This window comes from Lebetimonas sp. JH292 (genome assembly GCF_000523275.1).
Lineage (GTDB): Bacteria > Campylobacterota > Campylobacteria > Campylobacterales > Nautiliaceae > Lebetimonas.
In genome coordinates this window covers 278,968-303,451 of the sequence record NZ_ATHQ01000001.1, presented here as the reverse complement: position 1 = coordinate 303,451, position 24,484 = coordinate 278,968, and the positions used below count along the sequence as shown (strand labels likewise).

The window sequence follows — 24,484 nt, the reverse complement described above, 5'->3', positions numbered from 1 at the left end:
AAATGATAAAGGTTAAAAATATATGATTAAAGTTAGGAAATGTCCTCCTTTATATCTTCTTGATGATTTCACTTTTCCTTCCCCCTATGAAAAATTTGATGAAGGATTTGTAGGGGCAAGTTATGATTTACACCCCAAAAGACTGCTTGAAGGTTATTCAAGAGGTTTTTTCCCATGGTATCAGGATGAAGACGGGCTTTTTCACTGGTATGTATTAAATAAAAGGCTTATTTTAAAAGTCGATGAGGTAAAAATTACTAAAAAATTAGCTCAAAAACTCAGGAGCTCAAAATGGGAATTTAAAATAAATTCAAAATTTGAGGATGTAATCAGAAATTGTGCAAATGTAAAAAGAAAGCAAAGCGGAACCTGGATAAATGATCCATTTATAGAAGCTTATACCAAATTACACGAACTCGGATTTGCCCTTTCAGTTGAGAGTTATTATGAGGGGGAACTTGTAGGCGGGTTTTATGGAGTTGCAATAAACAAATATTTCAGCGGTGAGAGTATGTTTCATATAAAACCCGATGCAAGTAAGTTAGCTTTAATCTATTTTTGTAATGTTTTAAAAGATAACGGAATTGAATTTATTGACTGCCAGGTCCCAAGTGCCCATCTTCAACGAATGGGGGCAAAAATATATGAAAAAAAAGATTTTATCCCAATGATTCAAAAAGCAAGCGGGTTTTTAAATCTCTAATTTTCCTATCACTTTTCCTATTATATTTATTTCATTTGGGCTAACTATTTCTTTTGGATAGATTTTATTATCTGAAATTATTTCAATTTCCCCTGTGCTTTTTAAATTTATTCTTTTTACAAAAACTCCGGCATTTGTGGAAATTACGAAAATTCCCCCGTTTATGATGTTTTTGTCGTTTCTGTCTATAAATATTATGTTTCCGTCTTTTAAAGTAGGCTCCATTGAATCACCGATTACGTTTATTGCATCTAAATTTTTATTTAATATTTTTTTGTCAATATATAAAATTTCATAATTTTCATTAAAGTTTATTGCACCGCCGCCCGCACTTGCGTTTATATCTTTAAAATACCTGATTTGGGAGAATTTTTCAGTTTCAGTAGCTATTGAATCGATGCTCTGGTCAAACAAAAGCCAGTTTATTGAAATTTTTCTTTTAGCACAAAAAAGGGCTATTTCTTTAAAAGGGATTTTATTTCTTTTTTTAAGTATGGATAAATTTTCAGGTGTAATGCCAAGAGCCTTTGCCACATCTTTATTTAAAACTTTTCTCTCTCCCACTTCATTTGAAATTATATCTTTAATTTTTTCTATTATTTTTTCAAAATCCATTTCAGTCCTTAACAATTTGTTAATTTATTGAAGTATATTTTATCAAAATGTTAATATTTTGTAAATAAATTAAAGGATTAAAGATGAAAATTCACCTTGATTTAGACGCTTTTTTTGTATCGGCCCACAGAAGTGTTGATTCAACTTTATTGAATAAACCCTGCGTTGTAGTAAAAAGAAATGACAAAGAAATTTTCAGTGAAAAAGCAAATGTTTATAATTTAAATAAAGGTGCTTTTACATCAGAAATTATAGTAAGCGAAAAAAAACCTGATAAAAGCTATTTTTTAGAAAACGGAAAAATCAGGGGAATTGTGGTTACTGCAAGTTATGAAGCAAGAAAATTTGGTATAAAAACAGGTATGACCTTAATGGAAGCTTTAAATATTTATCCTGATTTAGAAGTTATATTGCCGAATTATAAACTTTATCATCTGCTTTCATATAAACTCAAACTTTTTTTAAAAAGAAAAATCCCGGTTGTTGAGCAGTACAGTATTGATGAATTTTTTGGAGATTTGGAAGGATGGGTTGATGAGGATAATTTAGAAAAATTTTTAAAAAGTCTTCAAAAAGAAGTTTATGAAAAATTTAAACTTCCGATTTCCATAGGTGCTGCTAAAAGCAAATGGATTGCAAAGCTCGCTACAAATTATGCAAAACCCTATGGTATAAAAACAGTAAAAAGCATTGATGAATTTATTAAAAATATTCCAATAGAAAAATTTCCGGGAATCGGCAAAAAAATAGAAAAAAGACTGAAAGAAAAAGGAATTATAACTTTAGGTGATGTAAAAAATAATAAAGAATATTTTTATTCGTGGGGAAAAAACGGGGTTGTTTTATATAACAGAGTATGTGGAACGGATAATGAGGAAGTAAAAGAAAGAGAAAAAAGAAAAAGTATCGGGATTTCAAGAAGGTTTGATCCTGTTTATGACAGAAATGAAATTGTAAGACGGGTAGAAATTTTATGCAGGTATCTTTCGTTTTTAATAACAAAAAGCAAATTAAATCCTACTTTTTATTATTTAAAAATAAAATATAAATATTCAAAGCCCCAAAAAGCCCATATGAATATTGAAAGGATTTTTAATGAACTTTTGCTAAAGGAAATTATGACTACTCTTTTTTATACGGCCGATAATAAAGAAGATTATATTGTTTCTATTGTCCTAAGTGTCGGAAAATTTAAAAAAACAAGCAATTTGTTTGATTATGAAGAAGATAAAAAAATGGAAAAATTAAACAGGGCGGTTTATAAATTAAGAAGTAAATTCGGGCTCTCAGCCGTTGTGACGGCGGGAGAAAAAATTATTTAAAAAATTAACGTTTGAGATTATTTACAGTCTGGAGCATTTCATCACTTGTGACGATTGCTTTACTTGCGGCGTCATAAGCTCTCTGCCCTGTAATTAAATCTGTCATTTCATCGACCAGCTGGACATTGCTCATTTCCAAAAATCCTTGTCTAATCTCACCCGTGCCGTCCTCCCCGGGAGTTGTAACAATAGGGTCTCCTGAAGCAGAGGTGTTTATATATAAATTGCTTCCCAGCGAATGAAGACCTGCAGGATTTATAAATTTTGCAAGTTGTATTTGTCCGATTTGCTGCATTTGCGTCTGTCCCGCTTCGAGTATGCTTACTGTTCCGTCTGTCCCCACAGAAACCTGAACGGTGTCGGCCGGCAGTGTAATACCGGGAATTAATTTATATCCGTCGCTTGTTACGATATTTCCGTCTTTGTCGAGTTTAAAAGCTCCGTCTCTTGTATATGCAATTCTTCCGTCAGGCAGTTGAATTTGGAAAAAACCGTCTCCCTGGATTGCCAAATCCAGATTATTTCCTGTTTCTTTAAAATTTCCCTGTGTAAAAATCTTACTGATGGCTGTAGGTCTGACCCCAAGGCCTACACTTATTCCGGTTGGTGACTGGGTGTCGGTTGAAGTTGCGGTGCCCGCGTATTCCATTGTCTGATAAAACAGATCTGCAAATTCGGCCCGTTGTTTTTTATATCCTATTGTATTAACATTTGAAATATTGTTTGAAACAACATCTATTTGTGTTTGTTGCGCCAACATCCCAGTAGCTGCCGAATAAAGACTTCTTAGCATATTAATTCCTTAAAGTTTTTTATTAAAAAGCAAAAATCATTCCATTTTCACTACTCACAACTCACTACTCACTATTCACAACTCACTATTCTTATGCTCTGACATTTGCAAGTTTTTCAATAGCATCACGGTTAAGGTCGTCCATAAATGTTGTCATTACTTTTTGATAGCTTTCAACCATTCTATTTGTATCAATTAAATCTGTCATTTCTTTAACCGGATTTACATTTGATTTTTCCAAAAATCCCTGTAAAACACTGTTTTTGGAATCTATTATTGCAGTATCAGGGATAAAATCGAATAAATTGTTTCCTATTTTTTTGAGTGTGTTTAAATTATCAATTTTTACTATTTTTAATGTTGCGATTAACTGTTTGTTTTGGTAAATATTGCCGTTTTGGCCTATTTTAATCGGATATGATGTATTAAGCTGTATAGGCTTATTTTTATTGTTTAATACTTTAAATCCGTCTTTTGTAACTAAATAGCCGTTATTATCAATAGAAAAATTTCCGGCACGGGTCAGTTTTTCCCTATCAGGCGTATTTACTGAAAAAAAAGCATTTTTTTCTTTGAGAGCCAAATCAAGAGGATTTCCCGTCTTTTGAAGATTGCCTATATTGAATTTGATATATTTTTCCACAACAACAGGAACTTTATTAAGCGCCCTGTTTAAAAATTTTGCCGCTTCTTTTGTATTATTTTCAAGGGGAAGATTGTCCCTTTTTTCATTAAATATTCTTTCATAATCGCCGATTATAATATCGTCTTGTTTAAAACCAGCAGTATTTACATTTGCCAGATTGTTTGATATTACATTAAGACGATTAAATTGTGTAACCATACCGCCGGTTGTGCCGTAATAACCGTTAATCATTGATTAACCTTTTTTTTGTATAATGAAAGCAAATAGCGTTCCGTTCAAATATTATATAATTACAGATTATTATTCAAGGAGAAAATTAATGGCATTACCTAAAGAGCTTGAAAAGTTATTTAAAGAAAACAAAAAAGGCATTATTACTTATGAAAAGATAGTCAGTATTTTACCAAAAACTCCTACAAAATCTCAAACTAAAGAAATTCTGACAAAAACGAAAGAAAACAATATTAAATTAATGACCGCTGCAGAAGTTGCCAAACTTAAAAATCTTGAAGATGTTGTAAAAAATGAAGAAGAGAGAGAAAGAAAAAAAGAAGAGCTGGCGGAGGATATCTTAAAAGATAAAGAGCTTCTCGAATGGAGCCGTTCCGATTCTCCCGTCAGGATGTATCTGAGAGAAATGGGTCATATTCCGCTTCTTGACAAAGATGAAGAAGTGGAAATTTTCAGAAGAATCCAGCTCGGGGAAGAGATAATTCTTGATGCGATATGTTCAATCCCTTTTTTGATTGATTTGGTGTTAAAATATAAAGAGCCTTTACTTAACAGGGAAAGAAGGGTAAAAGAACTTTTTAAAAATTTTGTTGACGAAGAAGAGGTTGAAGATGAAGATACAAAAGAGGGAAAAAGAAATAAAAAAATATCCATCAGGGAAAAAAGAATAAACGAACTTTTTAAAAATCTGGAAAAAGCAAAAAAAGAGTGGGAAAAAGTTTTAGACGAATACGACCAGGTAATAAACGCCACCAATATGGATGAGCTTGAAAGGCTTCATAAAATTTTGACGCTTACGTTTAAAAAGAAAAAAGTAAAACTCGCATTAAACGAACTTGGATATACTTCCAAACTTATTAATGAAATAGTAAAAACTGTTGAAACTGCCTTAAAAGGCGATAAAGATTTTGAAAAAGAACTTAAGAAAAAAGAATACAGACTTCCTCTTTTTAACGAGCAGCTGAGAAAACTCCATAGGGAAATATTAAGTAAAATCACTTCTCTTAGCAAAGAGGATATTGCGGCTATGGTTCCGGAACACACAATGGTTAATATTTATATGGATATAAAAAAATTAGTAGAAGCGAAAAAGGCAAGCGACAATACGTTCGGAATGGAACCTGAAAAACTTGAAGTAATACTTGAACAGTTAAAAAGAGGTAAAAAAATTGCCATAGAAGCAAAAGAAAAAATGGCCAGGGCTAATTTAAGATTAGTTGTCAGTATTGCTAAAAAATATACCAACAGAGGGCTTCCTTTTCTTGATTTAATCCAGGAAGGAAATATAGGGCTTATGAAAGCCATTGATAAATTTGAATTTGAAAAAGGGTATAAATTTTCGACATATGCAACCTGGTGGATAAGGCAGGCAATTTCACGTGCCATTGCCGATCAGGCCAGAACTGTGAGAATTCCTATCCATATGATAGAAAACATCAATCAAATTAATAAAATAATCAGAAAACATGTCCAGGAAAACGGAAAAGAGCCTACCCTTGAAATTATTTCTAAAGATATGAAAATGCCGATAGAAAAGGTAAAACAGATTCTAAAAATTTCAAAAGAACCGATTTCCCTTGAAGCTCCTGTGGGAGAAGAAGAAGACGGAAAGTTCGGAGATTTTATAGAAGACAAAACCTTTATTAACCCTTATGAAGAAGTGGTTCATGAAGATTTGAGGAAACATATTGATGAAATTCTTTCTCAGCTTAATGACAGGGAAAGGGAAGTTATAAAAATGAGGTTCGGTCTTATGCCCGATAAAAGTGAAAGAACGCTTGAAGAAATTGGAAAAGCGCTTAATGTAACCCGTGAAAGGGTAAGGCAGATTGAAAGCAGCGCTATTAAAAAACTGCGCCATCCAAATATTGGTAAACTTCTTAAAAATTATATTGAAAGCTAAATAAATGGTGAAAATGGTGAATAGTGAAAAATCTGCCCGGCCGCTTGCAAAGCGGCGGGGTGGTGAGTAGTGAGAATGGAGAATGTAAAATGGAAAACAGTAAATGGAAATTGATTGAAAAATTCTTAGTTAAATTTATTTATGAAGAAATAACGAAAACAGGACTGAAAAAAGGAATCTGCGGCATTAGCGGCGGGATTGATTCGGCAGTGGCGGCGGTGCTTGCAAAAAAAGCGTTAGGTAATAATTTCAAAGCTTTTATGCTTCCAAGCCAGTTTTCTTCCCCTTCAAGTATAGAAGATGCAAAAACATTATGTAAAAAATTTGATATAGAATATGAAATAATATCTATTGCTCCACTTCTTGATGCTTATCCTATAAATGATAAAATAAGACTTGGAAATTTTTCTGCAAGAATGAGAATGGCTGTTTTATATGACAAAAGTGCCGAACTTAAAGCATTAGTAATCGGTACAAGCAACAAAAGCGAAATAATGCTGGGTTATGGAACATTGTACGGAGATTTGGCTAGTGCACTTAACCCGATAGGGGATTTGTATAAAACGGAAATTTTTGAGTTTGCAAAATATTTAGGCGTACCTGAAGCTATTATAAATAAACCTCCGAGTGCGGATTTGTGGAAAGGCCAGAGCGACGAAAAAGAACTTGGGTATTCATATGCTGAAATTGACCCCGTTTTAATGGAGTTTGTGGATAACAGGGCTACGAAAGAAGAGCTTTTGGAAAAATTTGACAAAGATTTGGTGGAATTTGTAATAAATAAAATTTATAAAAACCAGTTTAAAAGAAAAATGCCTATTATTGCAAAACTTAAATCAAGAACTGTGGGCCATGATTTTTTATATGAAAGAGATGTCAGATTATAAATTTATGTTATAATTTGTAAAAAAGGTTAAAAATGGCATATAAATTGGAAAATGGCAAAATAAAAAGGGTTTCTCTTCCTAAAAAATTATCTAAAAAAAATGAAGAATTATTAGAAAAATATTGGGAAAAAACTCCAGCTTTTGAAAATAAAATTCTAAAAAAATTTAATATAAAAACAATAAATGGTAATTAAATTTATTAAATATCAAAAAATAAATAAATCTTTTATAAGTTTTTTTAAAGATGAAATTTTTAATAATAGGGAATATGAGTTTTTAAAAAAACTAATTAATGATACTAATAAAAATAAAAGTACAATTTATGTGTTAGAAATTGAAAATAAAAAAGTAGGTTTAATAGGTTTAACATTTGATAGGGTAGCTAATTCACCTGTTATAAGTATTGATTATATTTTTGTGGCAAAATCTTATAGAGGTAAAAAAATAAAGAAATTAAGTAATAAAAAAATATCTGAAATATTAATTTATTATGCTATTGAATTAGGTAAAAAAATTAAAGATTATGTTAGTGTAAGATATTTAGCCTTATATCCTGATATGCAAAATATTAATTTAACCAAATATTATTTATCTATTTTTCCAAATACTTTTAAATTAAAAGAAAATAAAGAAATATGGATTTTATTAAAAATATGAGGATTTTTACTTTTTTTGAAGAAATGTATTATGAACCAAAATGGTATCATTGGCCGGTAATCGTTTCTCTTTTACCAATTTCATTTTTTTGTATGATAATAGCGCATTTTAAATTTCCCAGAAAATATACAGATATGGGTATACCTGTTATTTCGGTGGGTAATATAATTGTGGGAGGCAGCGGAAAAACCCCGATAACGATAGCAATAGCAAATTATTTGAAAGAAAAAAAAGTCGCTGTGATTTTAAGGGGATATAAAAGACTCTCAAGCGGATTGGTTATAGTTAAAGATTTTAATGAAATACTTGTTCCTGTTGAAATTAGCGGAGATGAGGCAATGGAAATAGCCACTTCCACAAAAGCCGCCGTTATAGTGAGTGAAGAGAGGAAAAAGGCGATTGAAAAAGCCAAAAAAATAGGGGCCGAAGTTGTAATTCTGGATGACGGATTTGACAAACCTTTTGAAAAATTAAATATTGTAATAGATAAAAAATTAAAAAATCCTTTTGTTCTGCCGGCAGGAGGATACAGATATCCAAGAGTTGCACTTAAATTTGCGGATATTATTTTAAAAGAAAATATCGATTTTAAAAGAAATGTTGAAAAAGTGAACGGAGATGTTCTAATTTCAGCTATATCAAATCCAAAAAGACTTTTAAAATATGCTGATGTAAAAGAATACAAATTTTTTCCCGACCATTACTGTTTTAAGAAAAAAGATATAAACGAGTTTAAAGATAAAAAAATAGTTACTACAAAAAAAGATTATGTAAAATTGAAACAATTCGGTCTTAATCTGAAAGTTATTCAAATGAATTTGGAATTAAACCAAAATATTTTAAAGCAAATAGACGAATATTTGTTAAAATTTCATAAAAAAGGTAAATAATGGAAATAAAAGAGCAGTTAAAACAGGACGAGCAGTTATTGGTTCAGGTTTTTAAACTTGAAAAATTTATAAACAAATATAAAAAACATTTAATTATTGCTGCGGTAATTTTAATTGTTTATGTAATCTGGCAGGCTTCTTACAGTTATATCAAGACCCAGGAGCTTATTAAAACAAACAATGCTTTTGATGAACTTATTGTTAATCCTAATAATAAAAAAGCACTTGAAACATTGAAGGAAAATAAAAAACTCTATGAACTTTATCTTTTAAGGGAAAGTAAAAATCTTAATAAAATTTCAACTCCGGAACTTAAAGAATTTGCTGCATATAAAATGGCCATGCAAAAAGGGGATATTAAAACTTTGGAGAATTATTTGCTAAATCCGGATTATAAAGTTTTAAAAGATGCCGTAAGGGTTGCTTTAATCAGGGCATATATAGCAAAGGGAAACAGAAAAAGAGCGCTTGAAATAAGCAATGATATCAAACCAAATTCAAAATTTGCTGATATTGCAAAATATCTTTTACATTACGGGATAATAAAATGAAAAAATATTTACTGTTAGCGGCGTTAATTTTTGCAGGCTGTTCAACAAAACATTTTGAACCCGAAAAAGTATATAATAAAAATTTAAATATAAATACCCAGGATAAAAAATTAGCCGAATACACATATAAACATTTAACGTTTGTAAAAACAAAAGGTTTTTTTAAAGAAAAAAAAGAATATTTTGATGAAAATAATAAAAGTTTGGGACGTTTTGTAAAAATAAACGACGATTTGGCCGTAAACGGGGATAAACTGTTAATAATTTCTCAAAAAAGAGTAATTAAAATGCCTCAGCTTATATATTCAGCCACTAAAAAAGGCGCTCTAATAGCGGTAGTGTTTGAAGATAACGAATATGGTATTTATGATTTGTATAAAAAGGCTCTTGTATTTAAAAATTCTGATGATGGAATGATTGAAGCTAGATACATACATGCAAGTCCGATTTTTTATAATGATTTGGTTTTGTTCCCGCTTCTCAGCGGAAATGTGGCTGTTGTGGATTTGACTAAAAAACGTTTTATTAGAAACTTGATTGTTTCACAAAAAAATATTAACGATAATGTAATTTATCTTAAAATAGTAAATGACAAACTATTTATGGCTACCCCTCATAATTTAACTTTATTTAATCCAAATTTTTTAATTCATTACAACGACGATATAAAATATGTAATAAATTTGGGAAATTATCTATATGTTTTTACAATAGACGGCAGAATAGTAAAATTGGATTTAAATCTTAAAAAAATAAAAGAGATTAAACTGCCTTACGCTTCTTTTTCACTTCCAAGCGTATGTAGGAATAAAATATATACGGTTGAGCATGAAGATTATTTAATCGAAATAGATGAAAATTTAAATTATAAAGTGTATGAAGGTGATTTTGATACAGATTCTCCTTTAAAAATTCAAAATTGTAAGATTTATAATAAAAACAAGGTGTTTTTTATTGAGTAGATATCTTGAAGCTTTTTTGGAATATCTTTTGATAAATAAAGGTGTAAGTAAAAACACCTATGATGCTTATAAAAGAGATTTAATGCAGTTTGAAGAGTTTATTAAAAAGCCAATTATTGAGGCTGAAAGCGGCGATGTAATTAGATTTTTATCTGAAATTGAAAATAAAAGAAGTTTAAACAGAAAATTAAGTTCTATTAACTCTTTTTTTGATTTTGCCTATAAAAGAAATTTTGTTGATGAAAAATTTAAAATAAAACAGGCCAAACTCCCAAAAACCCTGCCTAAATTTTTGAATAAAGAAGAAATTTTAAATTCGATATCTCATATAAATTCCAAATCTTCATGGTTTGAACTCAGAGACAGGGCTTTGATTTTGTTTTTATACGCCACTGGGCTTAGAATAAGCGAAGCTTTAAATATAAAAACAGGTGACATAGAAGGCGGCTGGGTAAAAGTTGAAATGGCAAAAGGTGAAAAACAAAGAATAGTGCCAATAGCGGATGTTGCTTTAAATGCAATAAATGAATATTTACATAAAAGACCCTGCGTAAATGAATTTGTTTTTGTAAATAAAAACTGTGAAAAACTTAGCAGAATTTCAGCATTTAACATTACCAAAAAATATCTGAATGTATCTCCTCATGTACTCAGACATTCATTTGCTACAGCGCTTGTGTTGGGCGGGGCCGATTTAAGGGTTGTTCAGGAACTGCTCGGTCACGCCTCTCTTAATACCACCCAGATATACACACATATTCAAAAAGAAAATCTTAAAGATACAGTGTTAAAATATCATCCGTTGGAAGAAATTGAATAAATTGAGTTGTGAATGAAAAACATTGTGGATATTTTGAGAAAAAATGGTATTCTTTGTAAGAAACTTGAAAAATTAAATTTAAATACAAGAAAAAAAATTAATGCTTATTTCGGGGTCAATATAAAAAATGATTATTGTGTAATTTTTGAAATAATGAAAAAAAGCAGGTTTTTAAATAAAGATTATGAAGAGTTAATAAAATTTTTGCCGGAAATTAATTTTAGATATAAAAAAAAGATTTTAATTTTACATTCTCCGATTTGTTCTAAAGTAAAAGAAAGAATGGAAGAGTGGAAAATAATTAATAGTGAGTAGTGAGTTGTGAGTTGTGAAATGAATAATGGAAAATGGAAAATGAAAAATGATAAATTAGTTTTAGTAGATATTGGAAACACGCATTATCACATATGGGAAAATGGGAAAATATATGATTTAAAAGAGTCTAAAAAATTTGATGGTAAAATCTATTATATAAGTGTAAATGAGACAAAAGAAAAAGAATTTTTAAATTTAAATCCAAAAGCCGTAAATCTAAAAAATTATGTAAAATTTGACACTGATTATAAAAATCTGGGAATTGACAGGATAATGGCGTGTAAAACAGTTAAAACCGGAACTGTAATAGATGCCGGAAGTGCTGTAACAGTTGATTTTATGAAAAATGGCAGACACTTGGGGGGAGTGATTTTTCCGGGAATTTTTGCATATAAAAAAGCTTTTGTTACAATTTCAGATAAGTTAAATAAAAATTTGATAAAACCTGCGAATTTTCCTTCTTCCACCGAAGAAGCCTTATGGTGCGGGAGTGTGGGAAGTATTAAATGCATTGTGGAAAAATATAATATAAACCCGGTTTATTTAACAGGAGGAGACGGTAAATATTTATCCGAATTCATAAACGGAATTTATATTAAGGATTTGGTTTTTAGAGGAATGAAAAAAGTAATAATTGAAAATGGAAAAGAAAAATGAAAAATAAAGGTAATAAATGAAAATAGCATTGCCAAAAGGCAGAATTGCCGAGGAAGTTTTGGATATTTTTGAAAAAATTTTTAATGAAAAATTTGAATTTGAAAACAGAAAATTAGTTTTTGAAAAAAGCGGATTTAAATTTATGAATGTAAGAAACTGGGATGTTGCAACATATGTTGAAAAACAGGCCGCTGATATAGGAGTGGTCGGTTTTGATGTAATAACAGAATTAGATTCGGATGTATTGGAACTTTTTGATTTGGGGCTTGGAAAATGTAGGGTTTCAGTTGCCGGAATAAAAGGGGATGAGAGTTATAAAAATAAAACACAAATTATTGTGGCAAGTAAACTTGTAAATATTGCAAGAAATTATTTTAACCAAAAAGGAATTCCCGCAAAAATTATTAAACTTAACGGCTCAATCGAGCTTGCCCCTTTGGTGGGTCTTAGTGATGTAATAGTCGATATTGTCCAAACCGGTGGGACTTTAAGAGAAAACGGAATGGAGGAAAAAGAAATTATAATGCATTCATCCGCAAGACTTATTGCCAATAAAAATTCTTTTATCGAAAAGAAAAAAGAGATTTTGGATTTGGTTGAAAGAGTAAAGGAAATATATGGCGCTTGAACTTTATTCCAAAGTTGAAGAGCTGTTTTTAGATAAAGAAGCGGCACTGATTTTGTGGAATAAATTTATTGATATTTTTAAAGATCTCGGAATAAATGAAATTTTGGATATAGGATGCGGGGGAGGGGATTTTTGCTTATTGGCCAAAGAAAACGGCATTAATGCAAAAGGAATTGATTTAAGTAAAGCCCAGGTTAAAAAGGCGGTAAAAAAAGGGTGTGAGTGTGAGGCGGTTGATATCTGTAAATTAGATAAAACTTATCATTCAGCTTCAGCCGTTTTTGATGTTGTCAATTATTTAAAAGAAGATGAATTAAAAAGATTTTTTGAATGTGTCGAAAAAAAAATAGAAAAATATTTCATTTTTGATGTCAATACATTTTACGCCATGGAGGATTTGGCTGTCGGTACTTTAAAAGCTGAAAGTGATGATAAATTCGGTGTTTTATATTCTGAATTTGAAAAAAATAAATTAATTACAGAAATTACATTTTTTGAGAAAAAAGAAAACTGTTATAAAAAAGAACAAAATTATATAACCCAATATTATTACTGTGTGGAAGATTTGGAAAAAAATACAAATTTAAAATTAAAAGATATAATTCCGATTTCGCTTTACGGAAGCGAAGAGGCGGAAAAACTGATTTTGGTTTTTGAAAAATAGGCATTAACTAAATGCTAAAAATAACTACAAAGATAAAAATATTACAGCTCAGAGCTCCATTTTGCTAACGCACCGCTCAAATTTTGCTAAAAATTGCAAACAGCTACGCAGGCCCTAAGGGCTCGGTGCAATTTTTTTAACGTAAAATTTTTGCTAAATTCCACTACGCTGTCATATTTTTACTTTTCCGTTATTGAGTCAGTGCCCAAAAATAATCATCTTGCTTTAAAATTGTCTTTACTGACACAAAAATCTGTTACAAAACATTTTTCACATTTTGGGTTTTTTGCCGTGCATAAATACCTTCCGAATAATACAAAAGCCTGATGAAGTTCGTTTAAATCGGTTTTAAAAGCTTCGACTAAATCTTTTTCTGTCTCTTTTACCGTTTTTGCATCTGTAATTCCTAACCTGTGTACAACTCTGAAAACATGGGTATCCACCGCCATTCTGTTTTCATTGTCAAGTTCTATTAAAAAAACATTTGCCGTTTTGTTTCCGACTCCCGGTAGTTTTATCAATTTGGAGTGGTCATGCGGAATAACCCCTCCGTATTCTTCTTTTACTTTTTTTGCCATTGCTATTAAATTTTTGGCTTTGTTATTAAAAAACGAGCAGGATTTTATTATTTCTTTTACGTCTTCAAGTTTGGCATCGGCAAGGCTTTTTATATCGGGGTATTTTTTAAATAAAGCGGGTGTTATCATGTTGACTCTTTTATCTGTACATTGTGCGGAAAGGATAATGTCAACCAGCAGCTCGTAATCGTTATGATAAACAAGCTCTGTTTTGCTTCCTTTATATTTTTTTAAAAATCTTTTTTTTATCTCTTCAAGCTCTTCAGGTGTTCTCAGTACCATATAATCCCTTTTTTTTATAGTATAATAACAAATATTTTAGTAAAGGAGTATAATGGCTGGACATAACAAATGGTCAAAAGTAAAACATGTTAAAGCAAAAGAAGATGCTAAAAAAAGCAAAATTTTTACTAAACACGTAAGAGCGATTATGACAGCGGCAAGAAGCGGAGGAGGTAATCCTGAGCATAATCCCGCTTTAAGACTGGCGATAGACAGGGCGAGGGCGGACGCTATGCCTATGAGCAATATTCAAAGGGCTATTGACAAAGCCACAGGTAATCTTGACGGAGTAACTTTAAGCGAAGTTACTTATGAAGGTTACGGACCGGGCGGTGTGGCCATTATGGTTGAATGTCTTACAGATAATAAAAACAGAACCGTGGCTGCAATCAGACATGCTTTTAAAAAAGCCGGAGGAACGCTTGGAACCAGCGGAAGCGTTGCATGGATGTTTGAAAAAAAAGGTGTAATTGTGGTTAACAGAAGTGACAGGGATGATGAAGTTATGGAAAAGGCAATCGAATCAGGGGCAGAAGATATTAAAGAAATGGAAGATATTTTAGTTATAGAAACTGCTCCTGAAGATTTTAACGCTGTTTTGGAGGCAGTAAATGAAATAGACGGAATTGAAATACTTGAAAGTAATGTCCAACTTGTTGCAACAAATGAAAGCGATGTAGATGACGAAACAGCCGAAAAAGTGGAAAATCTTATTGATGCTTTGGAAGAACTTGATGATGTGCAGGATGTTATACACAATATGGCATAAGATAGTATAATAATTATAAATGTTAAATATTAAATAAAAAATTAAGGAGAATTTATTATGAAAAAATTAATTAGTATTGGTTTGGTTGCAGGTGCATTAATGGCATTTCCTGGAATGCAGGGTAAAGGTATGATGGGTGCAGGACTTCAAGGAGCTCCAATCAAAGGTCTTAAAGATTCAACCGTATTGGCAACTCTTAACGGTAAGAAAATAACAGTAAAAGATATAAACATTTATTTGCAGGGAATTACAGGGGATAAAAGAATAAGGCTTCAAGACCTTCCGGCTCAGCATGTTAAACAGTTTGTTAATCAGTATATTGAGACTCTTGAATTATATCCTAAAGCTAAAAAAGTTGAGAAACTGCCTCAGTTTAAAGCACTTGAAAAGAAAATGGCAATAGAATTCTGGCTAAAAAGTAAATTGGATGCTATAAAAATAAGTGATTCGGAAGCTAAAAATTTTTATGAAAAAAATAAAGATATTTATTTTAAAACGACACCAAAAGTTAAAGCAAGACATATTTTGGTAAAAGATGAAAAAACAGCAGAGAAACTTATAAATGAGCTAAAAGGACTAAAAGGAAAAGCTCTTGAAGAAAAATTTGCCAGCTTAGCCAAAAAATACTCAACCGGGCCTACCAAAGTAAACGGTGGTGAGCTTGGATGGTTTAATCCAAAACAGATGGTTGCTCCTTTTGCCGAAGCTGTAAAGAATATGAAACCAGGTCAAATCACTTTAAAACCGGTTCATACAAGATTTGGATGGCATGTGATTTTAGTGGAAGATAAAAATAATAATGCTTATATTCCTTTTGATAACGTTAAAGCCCAAATAATCGGCTATTTAAAAAGAGTTAAACTTCAAAAAGAACTTCAAAAATTAAAAGCAAGTTATAAAGTTAAATATTCAATTCCACAAAAATAAAGGAGGGATTATGTTTAGTGAATTTAAACCTGGTGTTTTAAGTGGAAGCGAAGCTGCAAAATTGCTTGATATATGCAAGGATAAAGGTTTTGCACTTCCAGCTATTAATGTTGTAGGGACAAATTCTGTTAATGCGGTAATGGAAGCGGCAAAAGACGTCAATATGCCTGTAATTATTCAGTTCAGTAACGGCGGTGCGCATTTTTTTGCAGGTAAAGGGCTTGATAACGAAGGGCAAAAAGCCGCAGTGCTTGGAGCAATAGCAGGTGCAAAACATATTCACACTCTTGCAGAAGCTTATGGAATCAGAGTAATTTTACATACAGACCACGCTGCAAGAAAGCTTCTTCCTTGGATTGACGGACTAATAGAAGCAAATGCTAAACATAAAGAAAAATACGGAAGAGCGCTTTTTAGTTCTCATATGCTAGATCTTAGCGAAGAACCACTTGAAGAAAATGTTGCAACATCTAAAGAATATCTAAAAAAATTAAGTGCACTTGATATTATGCTTGAAATTGAGCTCGGTGTGACAGGCGGGGAAGAAGACGGGGTTGATAATAGCGGAATTGAAAATTCCAGACTCTACACTCAGCCTGAAGATGTTGCCTATGCTTATAAAGAATTAAGTGAAGTAAGTAACCTGTTTACAATTGCGGCAAGTTTTGGAAATGTTCACGGGGTTTATAAACCTGGTCATGTTAAGTTAGAGCCGGTTATTCTTAAAAATTCTCAGAAATATGTAAAAGAAAAATTTAATCTTGATGCAGATAAACCAATCAGGTTTGTGTTTCACGGAGGAAGTGGAAGTGAGCTTTCTAAAATTCACGAAGCCATTGATTACGGTGTTGTTAAAATGAATATAGATACAGATACCCAATGGGCATTCTGGAGTGGTATAAAAGGATATATTGAAAAATATCATGATTATCTGCAGTCTCAAGTGGGTAATCCTGAAGGTGAAGATAAACCGAATAAAAAATATTATGACCCTAGAAAATGGCTAAGAGAAGGCGAAAAAAGTATGAAAGAAAGGGTAATTAAAGCTTATAAAGATTTAAGGGCTATTTAAGCCTTTACAATCTTTCTCCACTATATTTTTATACATTTCATCAAATATGTATTTATGCACAAAGAAGAAAAAATACCAGTAAATATATGAATAAATGCTTCTCGGCAGGAAATAAGCCGTAAGAGAAAAATTATAATACCTTTTATCTGTTTTTTTTATTTCCCCTTGAAGCCATCCGACTCCCGGCATTTTCATTGTTGATTTAAATCTTATCAGTTTATGGTTTGGAGTGTCTTTTAATGCAGTTACAACCCAAAAATCAAATTTATCACCTACTTTTAACCTCTCAGGTTTTATCATTCTGACACCAAGACCCCTTCCGCCAAGAAGTCTGTCAATAAAAGCCCTAACTTTCCACATCCACTGGGGAGAAAAATATCCGCAGTTTTTGTAACTGAGGCTTTTTAAATTATAAAAGACTTTTTCAACTTTTTCTTTAGAAATTATATTGCTTACAACTTCTGTTAGAAGTTTATGGTTTTTAAGTGCGGTTGAAAACTGTTTCATTTTGAATATGTTGAATACCGAATATTCATAAGGGGTGTTCCACATACATTCAAGCTCGCCTTTGTTTCTTCTTTCACTTGCAAGTCTTATTGCAGAAGAAAAGTCGGTAGGATTTGATATAATATCAGATTTTTCTTTTACCAAAGCATTTGAATAGAGACTTTCAACCAGGGGTTTTATAAAATGCTTTTCAATTCCGCTTATTCTTGAGAGAATAAATGAAATTAATTCAAAATTTTTAAGCAGTTTGTCTTCTAAGAATGTAGGAAGTTTTATTGTTTTTATATTTTTATTTAAAATCTCTTTGGCGTATCTTTTTACCATTTGTGAATAGGATAAAATTTCATCCGAAGCAACCTCTATTATTTTATTGTAATACTTGGAATTATCCAAAACTTTTATTAAAGCCTCAATTACGTCATCCGCAAATGTAATTTGACATTTTCCTTCGTTTTTAAAATATGGAATTACCGGTAAAATTTCGGCAGCGCTTCTTATAAGCTCAAAACTCATAGACCCCGCCCCTACAATAATTCCGGCTCTGATTTCCGTAACGTTTGGGTGATATTTTCTTAAAAAATCACCGGTATCCTGTCTTGAAATTAGATGTTTTGAAGTGTTTGGATTGTCTCTTTCTCCGAAGCCCCCGAGATATATAATCTGTTTTACACCTGCTTCTTTTGCCGCACATGCAACAATTGAAGCTAAATCATTATCTTTTTTTCTGTAATCCTGTTTTGTCTCACTCAAAGAGTGGATTAAATAATAGGCAATATCAACGCCTTTTAAATTTTCAACCAGTTCTTTGTAATAAGATGCCGAAATAATCTGTTCTACAATGCAGATATTTGGTTTATATTCGTTAAATACAGGGGAGTGGTTTATATATTCTAAATTTCTTTTGTTTCTTGAAAAAAGAACTAACTGATAATCAAGGTTATACAAAGCTCTTGTTAATTTTTTACCAATATATCCATTGCTTCCAAATATAGCTATTCTTGGTTTCATATTCATCTTTTTGTAAAATTGTATCAAAAAGGATATTTTATGCGAAACTCTCCAATTACCCCTTTTGAATTTAGAGGTAAATTTTTTCATATAAAAAGGGACGATTTACTTAGGCCGTTTGAAGGTAATAAGGCAAGAAAATTTTATTATTTTTATAAAAATGAGTTTCCTGAAATTAAAAGGGTAATATCTTTCGGTTCTAATCAGTCAAACGCTTTTGCCTCTCTTAGCCGTTTATGCAAAATCAAAGGCTGGGAATTTATCTATTTTACAAATCATATTCCAACATATTTAAAGCAAAATCCTGAAGGAAACTATTTGGAAAGTCTGAAAAACGACGCAAAAATAATTGAAATAAATTTAAGGGGTGATGCGTTAAGAGAATACGTTTTGAATTTAAAAGATAAAAACACGTTGATTATAGAAGAGGGCGGAAGAATCAGGGAAAGCGAAGAGGGTATTAAAATACTGGCTGATGAAATAAACGAATACGTAAAAAAAAATAATTTAAGAGTTTTTTTGCCAAGCGGTACAGGAACCACGGCATATTTTTTGGCAAAGCATCTGGATGTAGAAGTTTTAACTCTGCCGTGTGTCGGAGATGAAAAATATTTAAAAAAACAGTTTTGTATGCTGGGAGGAGGAAAAATACCTACAATTTTATCTCCGAGGAAAAAATACCATTTTGGAAAACTTTATAAAAACTTATTTGAAATATGGAATGAGCTTAAAAATGCGGGGATTGAATTTGATTTGTTATACGACCCGATAGGATGGGAGAGTGTTGAATATTATAATTTAAACAATATTTTATATATTCATCAGGGGGGATTAAAAGGAAATATAAGTATGCTTAGCCGTTACAAAAGGAAATATAAAATATAAAATTTTTTTATATTTCTTGTAAATGAGTATTCATTTAGATATAATTTATTTTAATTTAATTTCAAGGAGCTATAATGGGTTGGATAGTCTTTTTTAATATAGTTACTCCCTGGATTCTGGCGTTTTTTATTTTTTATGCCAAAAATGACAAAGTAACAAATTTTTTAACATTTCTGACATTACCTATGCTTATTATATTTGCATTTCTTGCTTATATCAACCATTCATATCCTCTGATTTCAACCCCCGAATTCCTGGATTATCTTATCGGTGTATATGATTTCGGACTTTTGGGATATTTTTTATACCAGGGGATTATTAAAAAATCTTTTTTGGTAACATCTTTGGCAATAATTCAAATTCTTTTTTTAATAATTGTATTATTAATGAAAAACTATTCAGACACTCCTGATATTTTTGTGGATAATTTAACAAAATTATTTTATTTTATTGTTGCTTTGGTCGGTGTTCCTATTGCTATATATGCCACAAAATATATGGAATATGACGAAAAAGAAAAACACAGATTTGTGGCTATTATAATATGGTTTTTGGGTGTTATGAATTTTGCTGTAAGCGTTAATAATATTGAATGGTTTTTTGCCCTGTTTGAAACAACCACCCTTGCTTCATTTATTTTAATAGGTTTCAGAAAAGATGAGGAAGCCACTAATAATGCTGTTTTGGCTTTATGGATGAACCAAATAGGGGGGGTTGCCATTTTAATTTCTTTGATGATTTTTATTCATGTAAACGGAATTTATCATTTTAGTGATTTGTTAAATCATCCTGCATCTGTCTCTTTGGCGGGTCTTGGATTCTTGTCTCTCAGTGCGCTTGTCAAAGGTGCCCAGATGCCGTTTCATAAATGGCTTCTCGGTGCAATGGTGGCGCCAACTCCTGTAAGTGCAATACTTCATTCCGCTACAATGGTAAAAATCGCCCCTTTTTTAATTTTAAGAATTTCTCCCATTATCAAAGGGACACTTTTGGCAAAACTGTTAATAATAGCCACAGGATATGTTTTTGTGGTGGCTGCGATAATTGCTCTGACACAGAATAATTTTAAGAGAATACTTGCTTATTCAACAATATCCCTGCTTGGTCTTATGATGCTCTCAGCTGCAGTAGGTACTCCGGTTGCAGTGGTTGCAAGTATCATTCTTATTATTTTTCATGCGTTTGCAAAAGGATTTTTATTCATTGAAGCCGGTATTCTTGAGAAAGCGTTTCAGATAAAATATATAGAACAGATGAAAAGACTGATTGAAAAAGCCCCCCTTACACTTATGTTTTTATTTTTCGGATTTTTAAATATGACATTTGTTCCGTTTGGTACTTTTATAGGTAAATGGTTAATGATTGAGGAAGCAAGTAATTTTTTAAGTCACGGGAGTTATATGATATTGATTTTATATGTAGGTGCAGGAAGTGCTTTTTTAAGCGTATTATATATGAAAGTTCTTGGAGTCAGCGTTAGAAAAACTCACGGAATTTCAAATATTAAATTTATTCCGCTTCCTAAAAGATTTAATTTTGTATCAATTTGGTATTATTTATGGCTTCTTGCCCTCGGACTTTTTATTGCGCCTTTTATAGCCGATTTTGTCGTTCCCGTGGCAAACAGCATAACAGGGGCGTATGCCGCTGTTACTTCCGATCATTTAACTTTATATGTGGGTAATTCCACGCTTTATTTTTGGCAGATTTTAGGAGCTATGGTAATACTTACACTGATTCACGCCCTGCCTTATCTTGTTAAATTTAAGGTAGACACAGTTCATCCTTATAACTGCGGTGAAGTTTTTCCAAAGTATATAGGTACATTTAATTTTGAATGTATTAAAAAATATGAAAATATTCTTATAGCATTTTCGATAGCTTTATTTATTTTAGTTGTAGTTCTCGGAGGAGGTTTGTTATGATTTGGTTAATATTTGCCATTTTGGCTCCTGTTATCGGAGGATTTGTTTTTGGAATTGAAAGGAAAGTTAAAGCCAGAATACAGGGAAGAATGGGGCCTCCGCTTATGCAGCCGTTTTATGATTTTGCAAAACTTATGGATAAAAGACCTATGATGATACATTCTCTTCACGCTTTAATGGGAATAATGTATTTTGTGGCGGAATGGTTTGCTTTATTTGTATTGTTTTTGGGAAATGATTTATTAATAGCTGTATTTTTCCATGTTTTGGCTGTTTTGGCTCTCGTAATAGGTGCAAGCAGTGTAAGAAGTTCTTATTCTGCATTGGGAGCGTTAAGGGAGCTTATGCATATGATAAGTTATGAGCCATTTATGGTGTTAATGGTGGTGGCTTTTTATTTAGTAAGCGGAAGTTTTAATTTTAAAGATATTTTAAATTCTCAAGCCCCTATTTATCAGTTGCCTCTTGTTTTTCTATCATTTTTATTAATTATTCCTATGATGCTTCAAAAATCACCGTTTGATATTGCGGAAGCCCATCAGGAAATTATAGGGGGTCCGGAAATAGAATATAGTGGCCCTTTTTACGAAGCAATATATACAGGTAAGTGGATAGAATATATTTATGTCTTTTTCTTTGTATTTTTATTTGGAGGAAGTAATTATATTTTAGGATCAATTTTGGTTATTTTTGCTTTTTTATTTGTAAATATACTTGATAATTCCACTGCAAGACTTGATTTTAGAAAAATGGTTAAATTTTCATGGGTTGTTTTAATTCCTCTTGCCGCACTCAATATTATATTACTCGCTTTATGGAGGTAGTTATGGGTTTATTTGGTAAATACAGAAAAAAATCACCGTGGATTTTGCATTACAATACCGGCGGATGTAATGGTTGCGATATAGAAATTTTGGCGGCACTTGCTCCAAAATATGATATTGAAAGATTTGGTGCATTGAATAAAGGAAATCCTAAACAGGCTGATATTTTACTGGTGACAGGTCCTGTTACAAAAAACTGCAAAGATGTTTTAAGAAGGCTGTATCTTGAAATGCCAGAACCCAAGGTAGTTGTGGCGATGGGCGCATGTGCGCACGGAGGCGGAATTTTTAGAAATTTTTACCATGTTGAAAACGGGGTGGATAATATTATTCCCGTTGATGTATGGATTCCTGGATGCGCACCGAGAGTTGAGGCATTAATAGATGGAATTGCAGAAGCTATTGAAATCTGGCAGACTAAATCAAAAGAAAAGGAATATATGAGAAATCATGGGGAAATTTATGAGAAATTAGGAGTTAATAATGACGATTAATCCACAAATTACAATAAAAGAAGTTACACTTGAAAATGTAACAGAAGAGATTAAAAATTTTTATGACGAAAATATCTGGCATTATATAACCGTAAATGCCACAGATTTAGGCGGAAAACTTCAAATCGACTGGCTTTTTTCAAAATATAAAGAAAAAAATATTATTCAAATTTTCAGAATTCCGGAAGTTAGTTATGATGCAAAAATACCAAGTATTGTAAATATTATTCCGTCAGCCTGGCTTAGCGAATGGGAACTTGCAGATTTATTCGGACTTGATGTGGAAAATGCGGCGAAGGGTGTATTTATTGCACCTGATGCGCCTAAAGCACCTCTTAGAAAGGACAGCTCATGGGAAAAATAGTAATTCCTTTTGGTTCTCAACATGTAGCTTTGCCAGAGCCGATTAGTTTTTTATTTGAAACCCAAAATGAAATTATTACGAAAGTAGAAGCCCATATAGGATATGTTCACAGAGGTATAGAAAAAGCCGCCATTACAAAATTTGAATATAATCAATTACCTTATCTTACGGCAAGGGTATGCGGTCTTTGTTCTATTACCCATGCAGGGGCGGTTGTTCATGGATTGGAAAAGTTGATGAATGTGGAAGTTAATAAAAGAATAGATTATTTAAGAATGCTTGTAGTTGAACTCGACAGAATTCATTCACATATGCTTGCAAACGGACATGTGGCCGAGGTAGTGGGTTATGAAAATCTCTTTATGCAGACATTTAGGGCAAGAGAAGATGTTATGGATATTCTCGAGAGAATCACCGGAAACAGGGTTCAGTACGATTATCAGGTAATAGGTGGCGTCAGCAGGGATATTGATTTAGAAATAGTTGAATTTGCAAAGAAAAAACTAAAAAAATTAAAAGAAAATGTTTTAAAAGTAATGGATTTTAACGACAGCGATTATACATTTGGTCTTAAAACAAAAGGGGTAGGGGTCATTTCCAAAGAAATGGCTGCCAAATATAATGTTGCGGGTCCTATTGCAAGGGCCAGCGGGCTTGAAACCGATGCAAGGGTTGAATTTGATTATCTTCCTTTTGAAGAAGTCGGGTATAAAATGCAGTTAAGAAGAGAGGGTGATGTGTGGGCCAGAAATATGGTGAGGTTTGATGAGGTTTTAAATTCAATTGAAATGTGTGAAAACATATTGGATAACCTACCTGAAGGTGAATATAAAGTCAAAGTAAAAGGCAGACCGAACGGAGAAACTGTGGTGAGGGTTGAGGCACCTAGGGGTGAGTGTTTTTATTATTTAAAAGGCAGCAATAAAAAAGTAATGGACAGGGTTAGAATAAGAGTGCCTACATATGCAAATATCCCGATTTTAAAAAAGCTGTTTTTAGGTGCCAAATATTCCGATGCCCAGGCAATTGTGCTCAGTTTTGATCCTTGTATGAGCTGTACGGCAAGATAAAGGAGCAATAATGGTAAAAATGTTTATTGAATCAATGAAAAACCTTGTCTCAAAACCAGAAACAATAAAATATCCGTTCGAGCCTTCCCCTGAACCTAAAGGATACAGAGGTTTAATTATTTACAATGAAGAGCACTGTATTTTTTGCGATAAATGTGAAAATATCTGTCCTCCCGGAGCAATTAAATTTGAAGTGGTAGATATTAAAAGCGGAAAAAAGCAATACAATTATAATCCTTATTTATGTATTTACTGCGGGGCCTGTGTAAGTGTATGTCCAAAAGTAAATGAGGCTCTTATGCAGTCTGAAAAAAGAATGCCTCCTTTAGGACGTGCAGTTTATAAAGAAGAAGGGCTTGGATATTTTATAAAAGAAATAGATAATCCTAAAGAGCTGGAAAGAAAATGGGGAGAGTTGGAAATCAGGGCTAAAGAATCAAGGGAAAAACTTTCAGTTTATAAAAAACAGCAAAGATTAAAAAAACAGGCTGCAAAAAAAGAAGCTTCTTCTTAATTTTCTTCTTTTTTATTAAAT

At 31.9% G+C, this 24,484-nt stretch carries 29 protein-coding genes; 24 read left to right on the top strand and 5 right to left on the bottom strand.

Features of this window, described 5'->3' with window-relative positions; all coding sequences use genetic code 11:
• Positions 1 to 22 precede the first annotated feature (22 nt).
• Complete coding sequence (gene aat / locus DZ64_RS0101865; protein WP_024789206.1) at positions 23 to 703, top strand: leucyl/phenylalanyl-tRNA--protein transferase; 681 nt, start codon at positions 23 to 25, stop codon at positions 701 to 703.
• Here the strand turns inward: aat and DZ64_RS0101860 are convergent.
• The gene (locus DZ64_RS0101860; protein WP_024789205.1) at positions 692 to 1,318 is read right to left on the bottom strand and encodes a S24 family peptidase; all 627 of its coding nucleotides are present in this window, start codon (positions 1,316 to 1,318) and stop codon (positions 692 to 694) included. The genes aat and DZ64_RS0101860 overlap by 12 nt on opposite strands.
• An 83-nt stretch (positions 1,319 to 1,401) precedes the next feature.
• Between DZ64_RS0101860 and DZ64_RS0101855 the strand changes: the two genes are divergently transcribed.
• A complete protein-coding gene (locus DZ64_RS0101855; RefSeq protein WP_024789204.1) occupies positions 1,402 to 2,640 on the top strand; it encodes a DNA polymerase IV in 1,239 nt (412 codons plus the stop codon).
• 4 nt (positions 2,641 to 2,644) lie between these two features.
• On the opposite strand, the gene flgG is transcribed toward DZ64_RS0101855, so the two are convergent.
• Positions 2,645 to 3,433 carry a flagellar basal-body rod protein FlgG gene (gene flgG, locus DZ64_RS0101850; protein ID WP_024786971.1) on the bottom strand — a complete coding sequence of 263 codons (789 nt, stop codon included), beginning with the start codon at positions 3,431 to 3,433 and terminating at the stop codon, positions 2,645 to 2,647.
• Positions 3,434 to 3,524: 91 nt separating this feature from the next.
• Positions 3,525 to 4,310 carry a flagellar basal-body rod protein FlgF gene (gene flgF, locus DZ64_RS0101845; RefSeq protein ID WP_024789203.1) on the bottom strand — a complete coding sequence of 262 codons (786 nt, stop codon included), beginning with the start codon at positions 4,308 to 4,310 and terminating at the stop codon, positions 3,525 to 3,527.
• An 88-nt stretch (positions 4,311 to 4,398) separates the two neighbouring features.
• Between flgF and rpoD the strand changes: the two genes are divergently transcribed.
• From rpoD to DZ64_RS0101785, 12 genes are all read left to right on the top strand, one after another.
• Positions 4,399 to 6,213 carry an RNA polymerase sigma factor RpoD gene (rpoD, locus tag DZ64_RS0101840; RefSeq protein WP_024789202.1) on the top strand — a complete coding sequence of 605 codons (1,815 nt, stop codon included), beginning with the start codon at positions 4,399 to 4,401 and terminating at the stop codon, positions 6,211 to 6,213.
• An 89-nt stretch (positions 6,214 to 6,302) separates the two neighbouring features.
• A complete protein-coding gene (locus DZ64_RS0101835; RefSeq protein ID WP_035003292.1) occupies positions 6,303 to 7,100 on the top strand; it encodes an NAD+ synthase in 798 nt (265 codons plus the stop codon).
• 32 nt (positions 7,101 to 7,132) lie between these two features.
• Complete coding sequence (locus tag DZ64_RS12210; protein ID WP_156919559.1) at positions 7,133 to 7,294, top strand: hypothetical protein; 162 nt, start codon at positions 7,133 to 7,135, stop codon at positions 7,292 to 7,294.
• The gene (locus DZ64_RS0101825) at positions 7,284 to 7,757 is read left to right on the top strand and encodes a GNAT family N-acetyltransferase (RefSeq protein ID WP_024789200.1); all 474 of its coding nucleotides are present in this window, start codon (positions 7,284 to 7,286) and stop codon (positions 7,755 to 7,757) included. Before DZ64_RS12210 ends, DZ64_RS0101825 begins: the two co-directional genes overlap by 11 nt.
• Positions 7,736 to 8,647 (top strand): tetraacyldisaccharide 4'-kinase, encoded by a 912-nt coding sequence (locus DZ64_RS0101820; RefSeq protein WP_084029299.1) that lies wholly within the window; start codon positions 7,736 to 7,738, stop codon positions 8,645 to 8,647. The genes DZ64_RS0101825 and DZ64_RS0101820 overlap by 22 nt, the downstream gene beginning before the upstream one ends.
• Entirely contained in the window at positions 8,647 to 9,198 is a 552-nt protein-coding gene (locus DZ64_RS0101815; RefSeq protein WP_024789198.1) for a hypothetical protein, read from the top strand. The genes DZ64_RS0101820 and DZ64_RS0101815 overlap by 1 nt, the downstream gene beginning before the upstream one ends.
• A complete protein-coding gene (locus DZ64_RS0101810) occupies positions 9,195 to 10,160 on the top strand; it encodes a hypothetical protein (protein ID WP_024789197.1) in 966 nt (321 codons plus the stop codon). Before DZ64_RS0101815 ends, DZ64_RS0101810 begins: the two co-directional genes overlap by 4 nt.
• On the top strand, positions 10,153 to 10,980 hold the full coding sequence (locus DZ64_RS0101805; RefSeq protein ID WP_024789196.1) for a tyrosine-type recombinase/integrase: 828 nt from the start codon (positions 10,153 to 10,155) through the stop codon (positions 10,978 to 10,980). The genes DZ64_RS0101810 and DZ64_RS0101805 overlap by 8 nt, the downstream gene beginning before the upstream one ends.
• A gap of 12 nt (positions 10,981 to 10,992) precedes the next feature.
• A complete protein-coding gene (locus DZ64_RS0101800) occupies positions 10,993 to 11,295 on the top strand; it encodes a hypothetical protein (RefSeq protein ID WP_024789195.1) in 303 nt (100 codons plus the stop codon).
• A gap of 39 nt (positions 11,296 to 11,334) precedes the next feature.
• A complete protein-coding gene (locus DZ64_RS0101795) occupies positions 11,335 to 11,952 on the top strand; it encodes a type III pantothenate kinase (RefSeq protein WP_035003286.1) in 618 nt (205 codons plus the stop codon).
• A 16-nt stretch (positions 11,953 to 11,968) separates the two neighbouring features.
• A complete protein-coding gene (gene hisG, locus DZ64_RS0101790; protein ID WP_024789193.1) occupies positions 11,969 to 12,580 on the top strand; it encodes an ATP phosphoribosyltransferase in 612 nt (203 codons plus the stop codon).
• Positions 12,570 to 13,244: a class I SAM-dependent methyltransferase gene (locus tag DZ64_RS0101785; protein WP_024789192.1), complete on the top strand. Its 675-nt coding sequence runs from the start codon at positions 12,570 to 12,572 to the stop codon at positions 13,242 to 13,244. Before hisG ends, DZ64_RS0101785 begins: the two co-directional genes overlap by 11 nt.
• A 215-nt stretch (positions 13,245 to 13,459) precedes the next feature.
• Here the strand turns inward: DZ64_RS0101785 and nth are convergent, their stop codons facing one another.
• Positions 13,460 to 14,104, bottom strand: a complete 645-nt coding sequence (gene nth, locus DZ64_RS0101780) for an endonuclease III (RefSeq protein WP_024789191.1) — start codon at positions 14,102 to 14,104, stop codon at positions 13,460 to 13,462.
• 52 nt (positions 14,105 to 14,156) lie between these two features.
• Between nth and DZ64_RS0101775 the strand changes: the two genes are divergently transcribed.
• Genes DZ64_RS0101775 through fbaA form a run of 3 tightly spaced genes read left to right on the top strand, consistent with a single transcriptional unit; the run spans position 14,157 to position 16,872 of the window.
• On the top strand, positions 14,157 to 14,873 hold the full coding sequence (locus tag DZ64_RS0101775) for a YebC/PmpR family DNA-binding transcriptional regulator (RefSeq protein ID WP_024789190.1): 717 nt from the start codon (positions 14,157 to 14,159) through the stop codon (positions 14,871 to 14,873).
• 57 nt (positions 14,874 to 14,930) lie between these two features.
• The gene (locus DZ64_RS0101770; RefSeq protein ID WP_024789189.1) at positions 14,931 to 15,800 is read left to right on the top strand and encodes a peptidylprolyl isomerase; all 870 of its coding nucleotides are present in this window, start codon (positions 14,931 to 14,933) and stop codon (positions 15,798 to 15,800) included.
• A 10-nt stretch (positions 15,801 to 15,810) separates the two neighbouring features.
• Positions 15,811 to 16,872, top strand: coding sequence for a class II fructose-bisphosphate aldolase (gene fbaA / locus DZ64_RS0101765; protein WP_035003034.1), 1,062 nt, complete (start codon positions 15,811 to 15,813; stop codon positions 16,870 to 16,872).
• Here the strand turns inward: fbaA and DZ64_RS0101760 are convergent.
• A complete protein-coding gene (locus DZ64_RS0101760; RefSeq protein ID WP_024789187.1) occupies positions 16,858 to 18,387 on the bottom strand; it encodes a DUF2867 domain-containing protein in 1,530 nt (509 codons plus the stop codon). The two genes, fbaA and DZ64_RS0101760, sit on opposite strands and share 15 nt — an antisense overlap.
• Before the next feature lie 39 nt (positions 18,388 to 18,426).
• Here DZ64_RS0101760 and DZ64_RS0101755 point away from each other — a divergent pair, with 39 nt between their 5' ends.
• The 7 genes from DZ64_RS0101755 to DZ64_RS0101725 all read left to right on the top strand — a co-directional run bounded on the left by DZ64_RS0101755 (position 18,427) and on the right by DZ64_RS0101725 (position 24,463).
• Positions 18,427 to 19,272 (top strand): 1-aminocyclopropane-1-carboxylate deaminase, encoded by an 846-nt coding sequence (locus DZ64_RS0101755; protein WP_024789186.1) that lies wholly within the window; start codon positions 18,427 to 18,429, stop codon positions 19,270 to 19,272.
• Positions 19,273 to 19,346: 74 nt separating this feature from the next.
• Positions 19,347 to 21,197, top strand: coding sequence for a proton-conducting transporter membrane subunit (locus DZ64_RS0101750; RefSeq protein WP_024789185.1), 1,851 nt, complete (start codon positions 19,347 to 19,349; stop codon positions 21,195 to 21,197).
• Positions 21,194 to 22,021, top strand: a complete 828-nt coding sequence (locus DZ64_RS0101745; RefSeq protein WP_024789184.1) for a complex I subunit 1 family protein — start codon at positions 21,194 to 21,196, stop codon at positions 22,019 to 22,021. Before DZ64_RS0101750 ends, DZ64_RS0101745 begins: the two co-directional genes overlap by 4 nt.
• Positions 22,022 to 22,023: 2 nt before the next feature.
• A complete protein-coding gene (locus tag DZ64_RS0101740) occupies positions 22,024 to 22,515 on the top strand; it encodes an NADH-quinone oxidoreductase subunit B family protein (protein ID WP_024789183.1) in 492 nt (163 codons plus the stop codon).
• A complete protein-coding gene (locus DZ64_RS0101735) occupies positions 22,505 to 22,879 on the top strand; it encodes an NADH-quinone oxidoreductase subunit C (protein WP_035003032.1) in 375 nt (124 codons plus the stop codon). The genes DZ64_RS0101740 and DZ64_RS0101735 overlap by 11 nt, the downstream gene beginning before the upstream one ends.
• Complete coding sequence (locus DZ64_RS0101730; RefSeq protein WP_024789181.1) at positions 22,867 to 23,949, top strand: nickel-dependent hydrogenase large subunit; 1,083 nt, start codon at positions 22,867 to 22,869, stop codon at positions 23,947 to 23,949. Before DZ64_RS0101735 ends, DZ64_RS0101730 begins: the two co-directional genes overlap by 13 nt.
• 10 nt (positions 23,950 to 23,959) lie before the next feature.
• Positions 23,960 to 24,463, top strand: a complete 504-nt coding sequence (locus DZ64_RS0101725) for a 4Fe-4S dicluster domain-containing protein (protein WP_024789180.1) — start codon at positions 23,960 to 23,962, stop codon at positions 24,461 to 24,463.
• Positions 24,464 to 24,484: the final 21 nt, after the last annotated feature.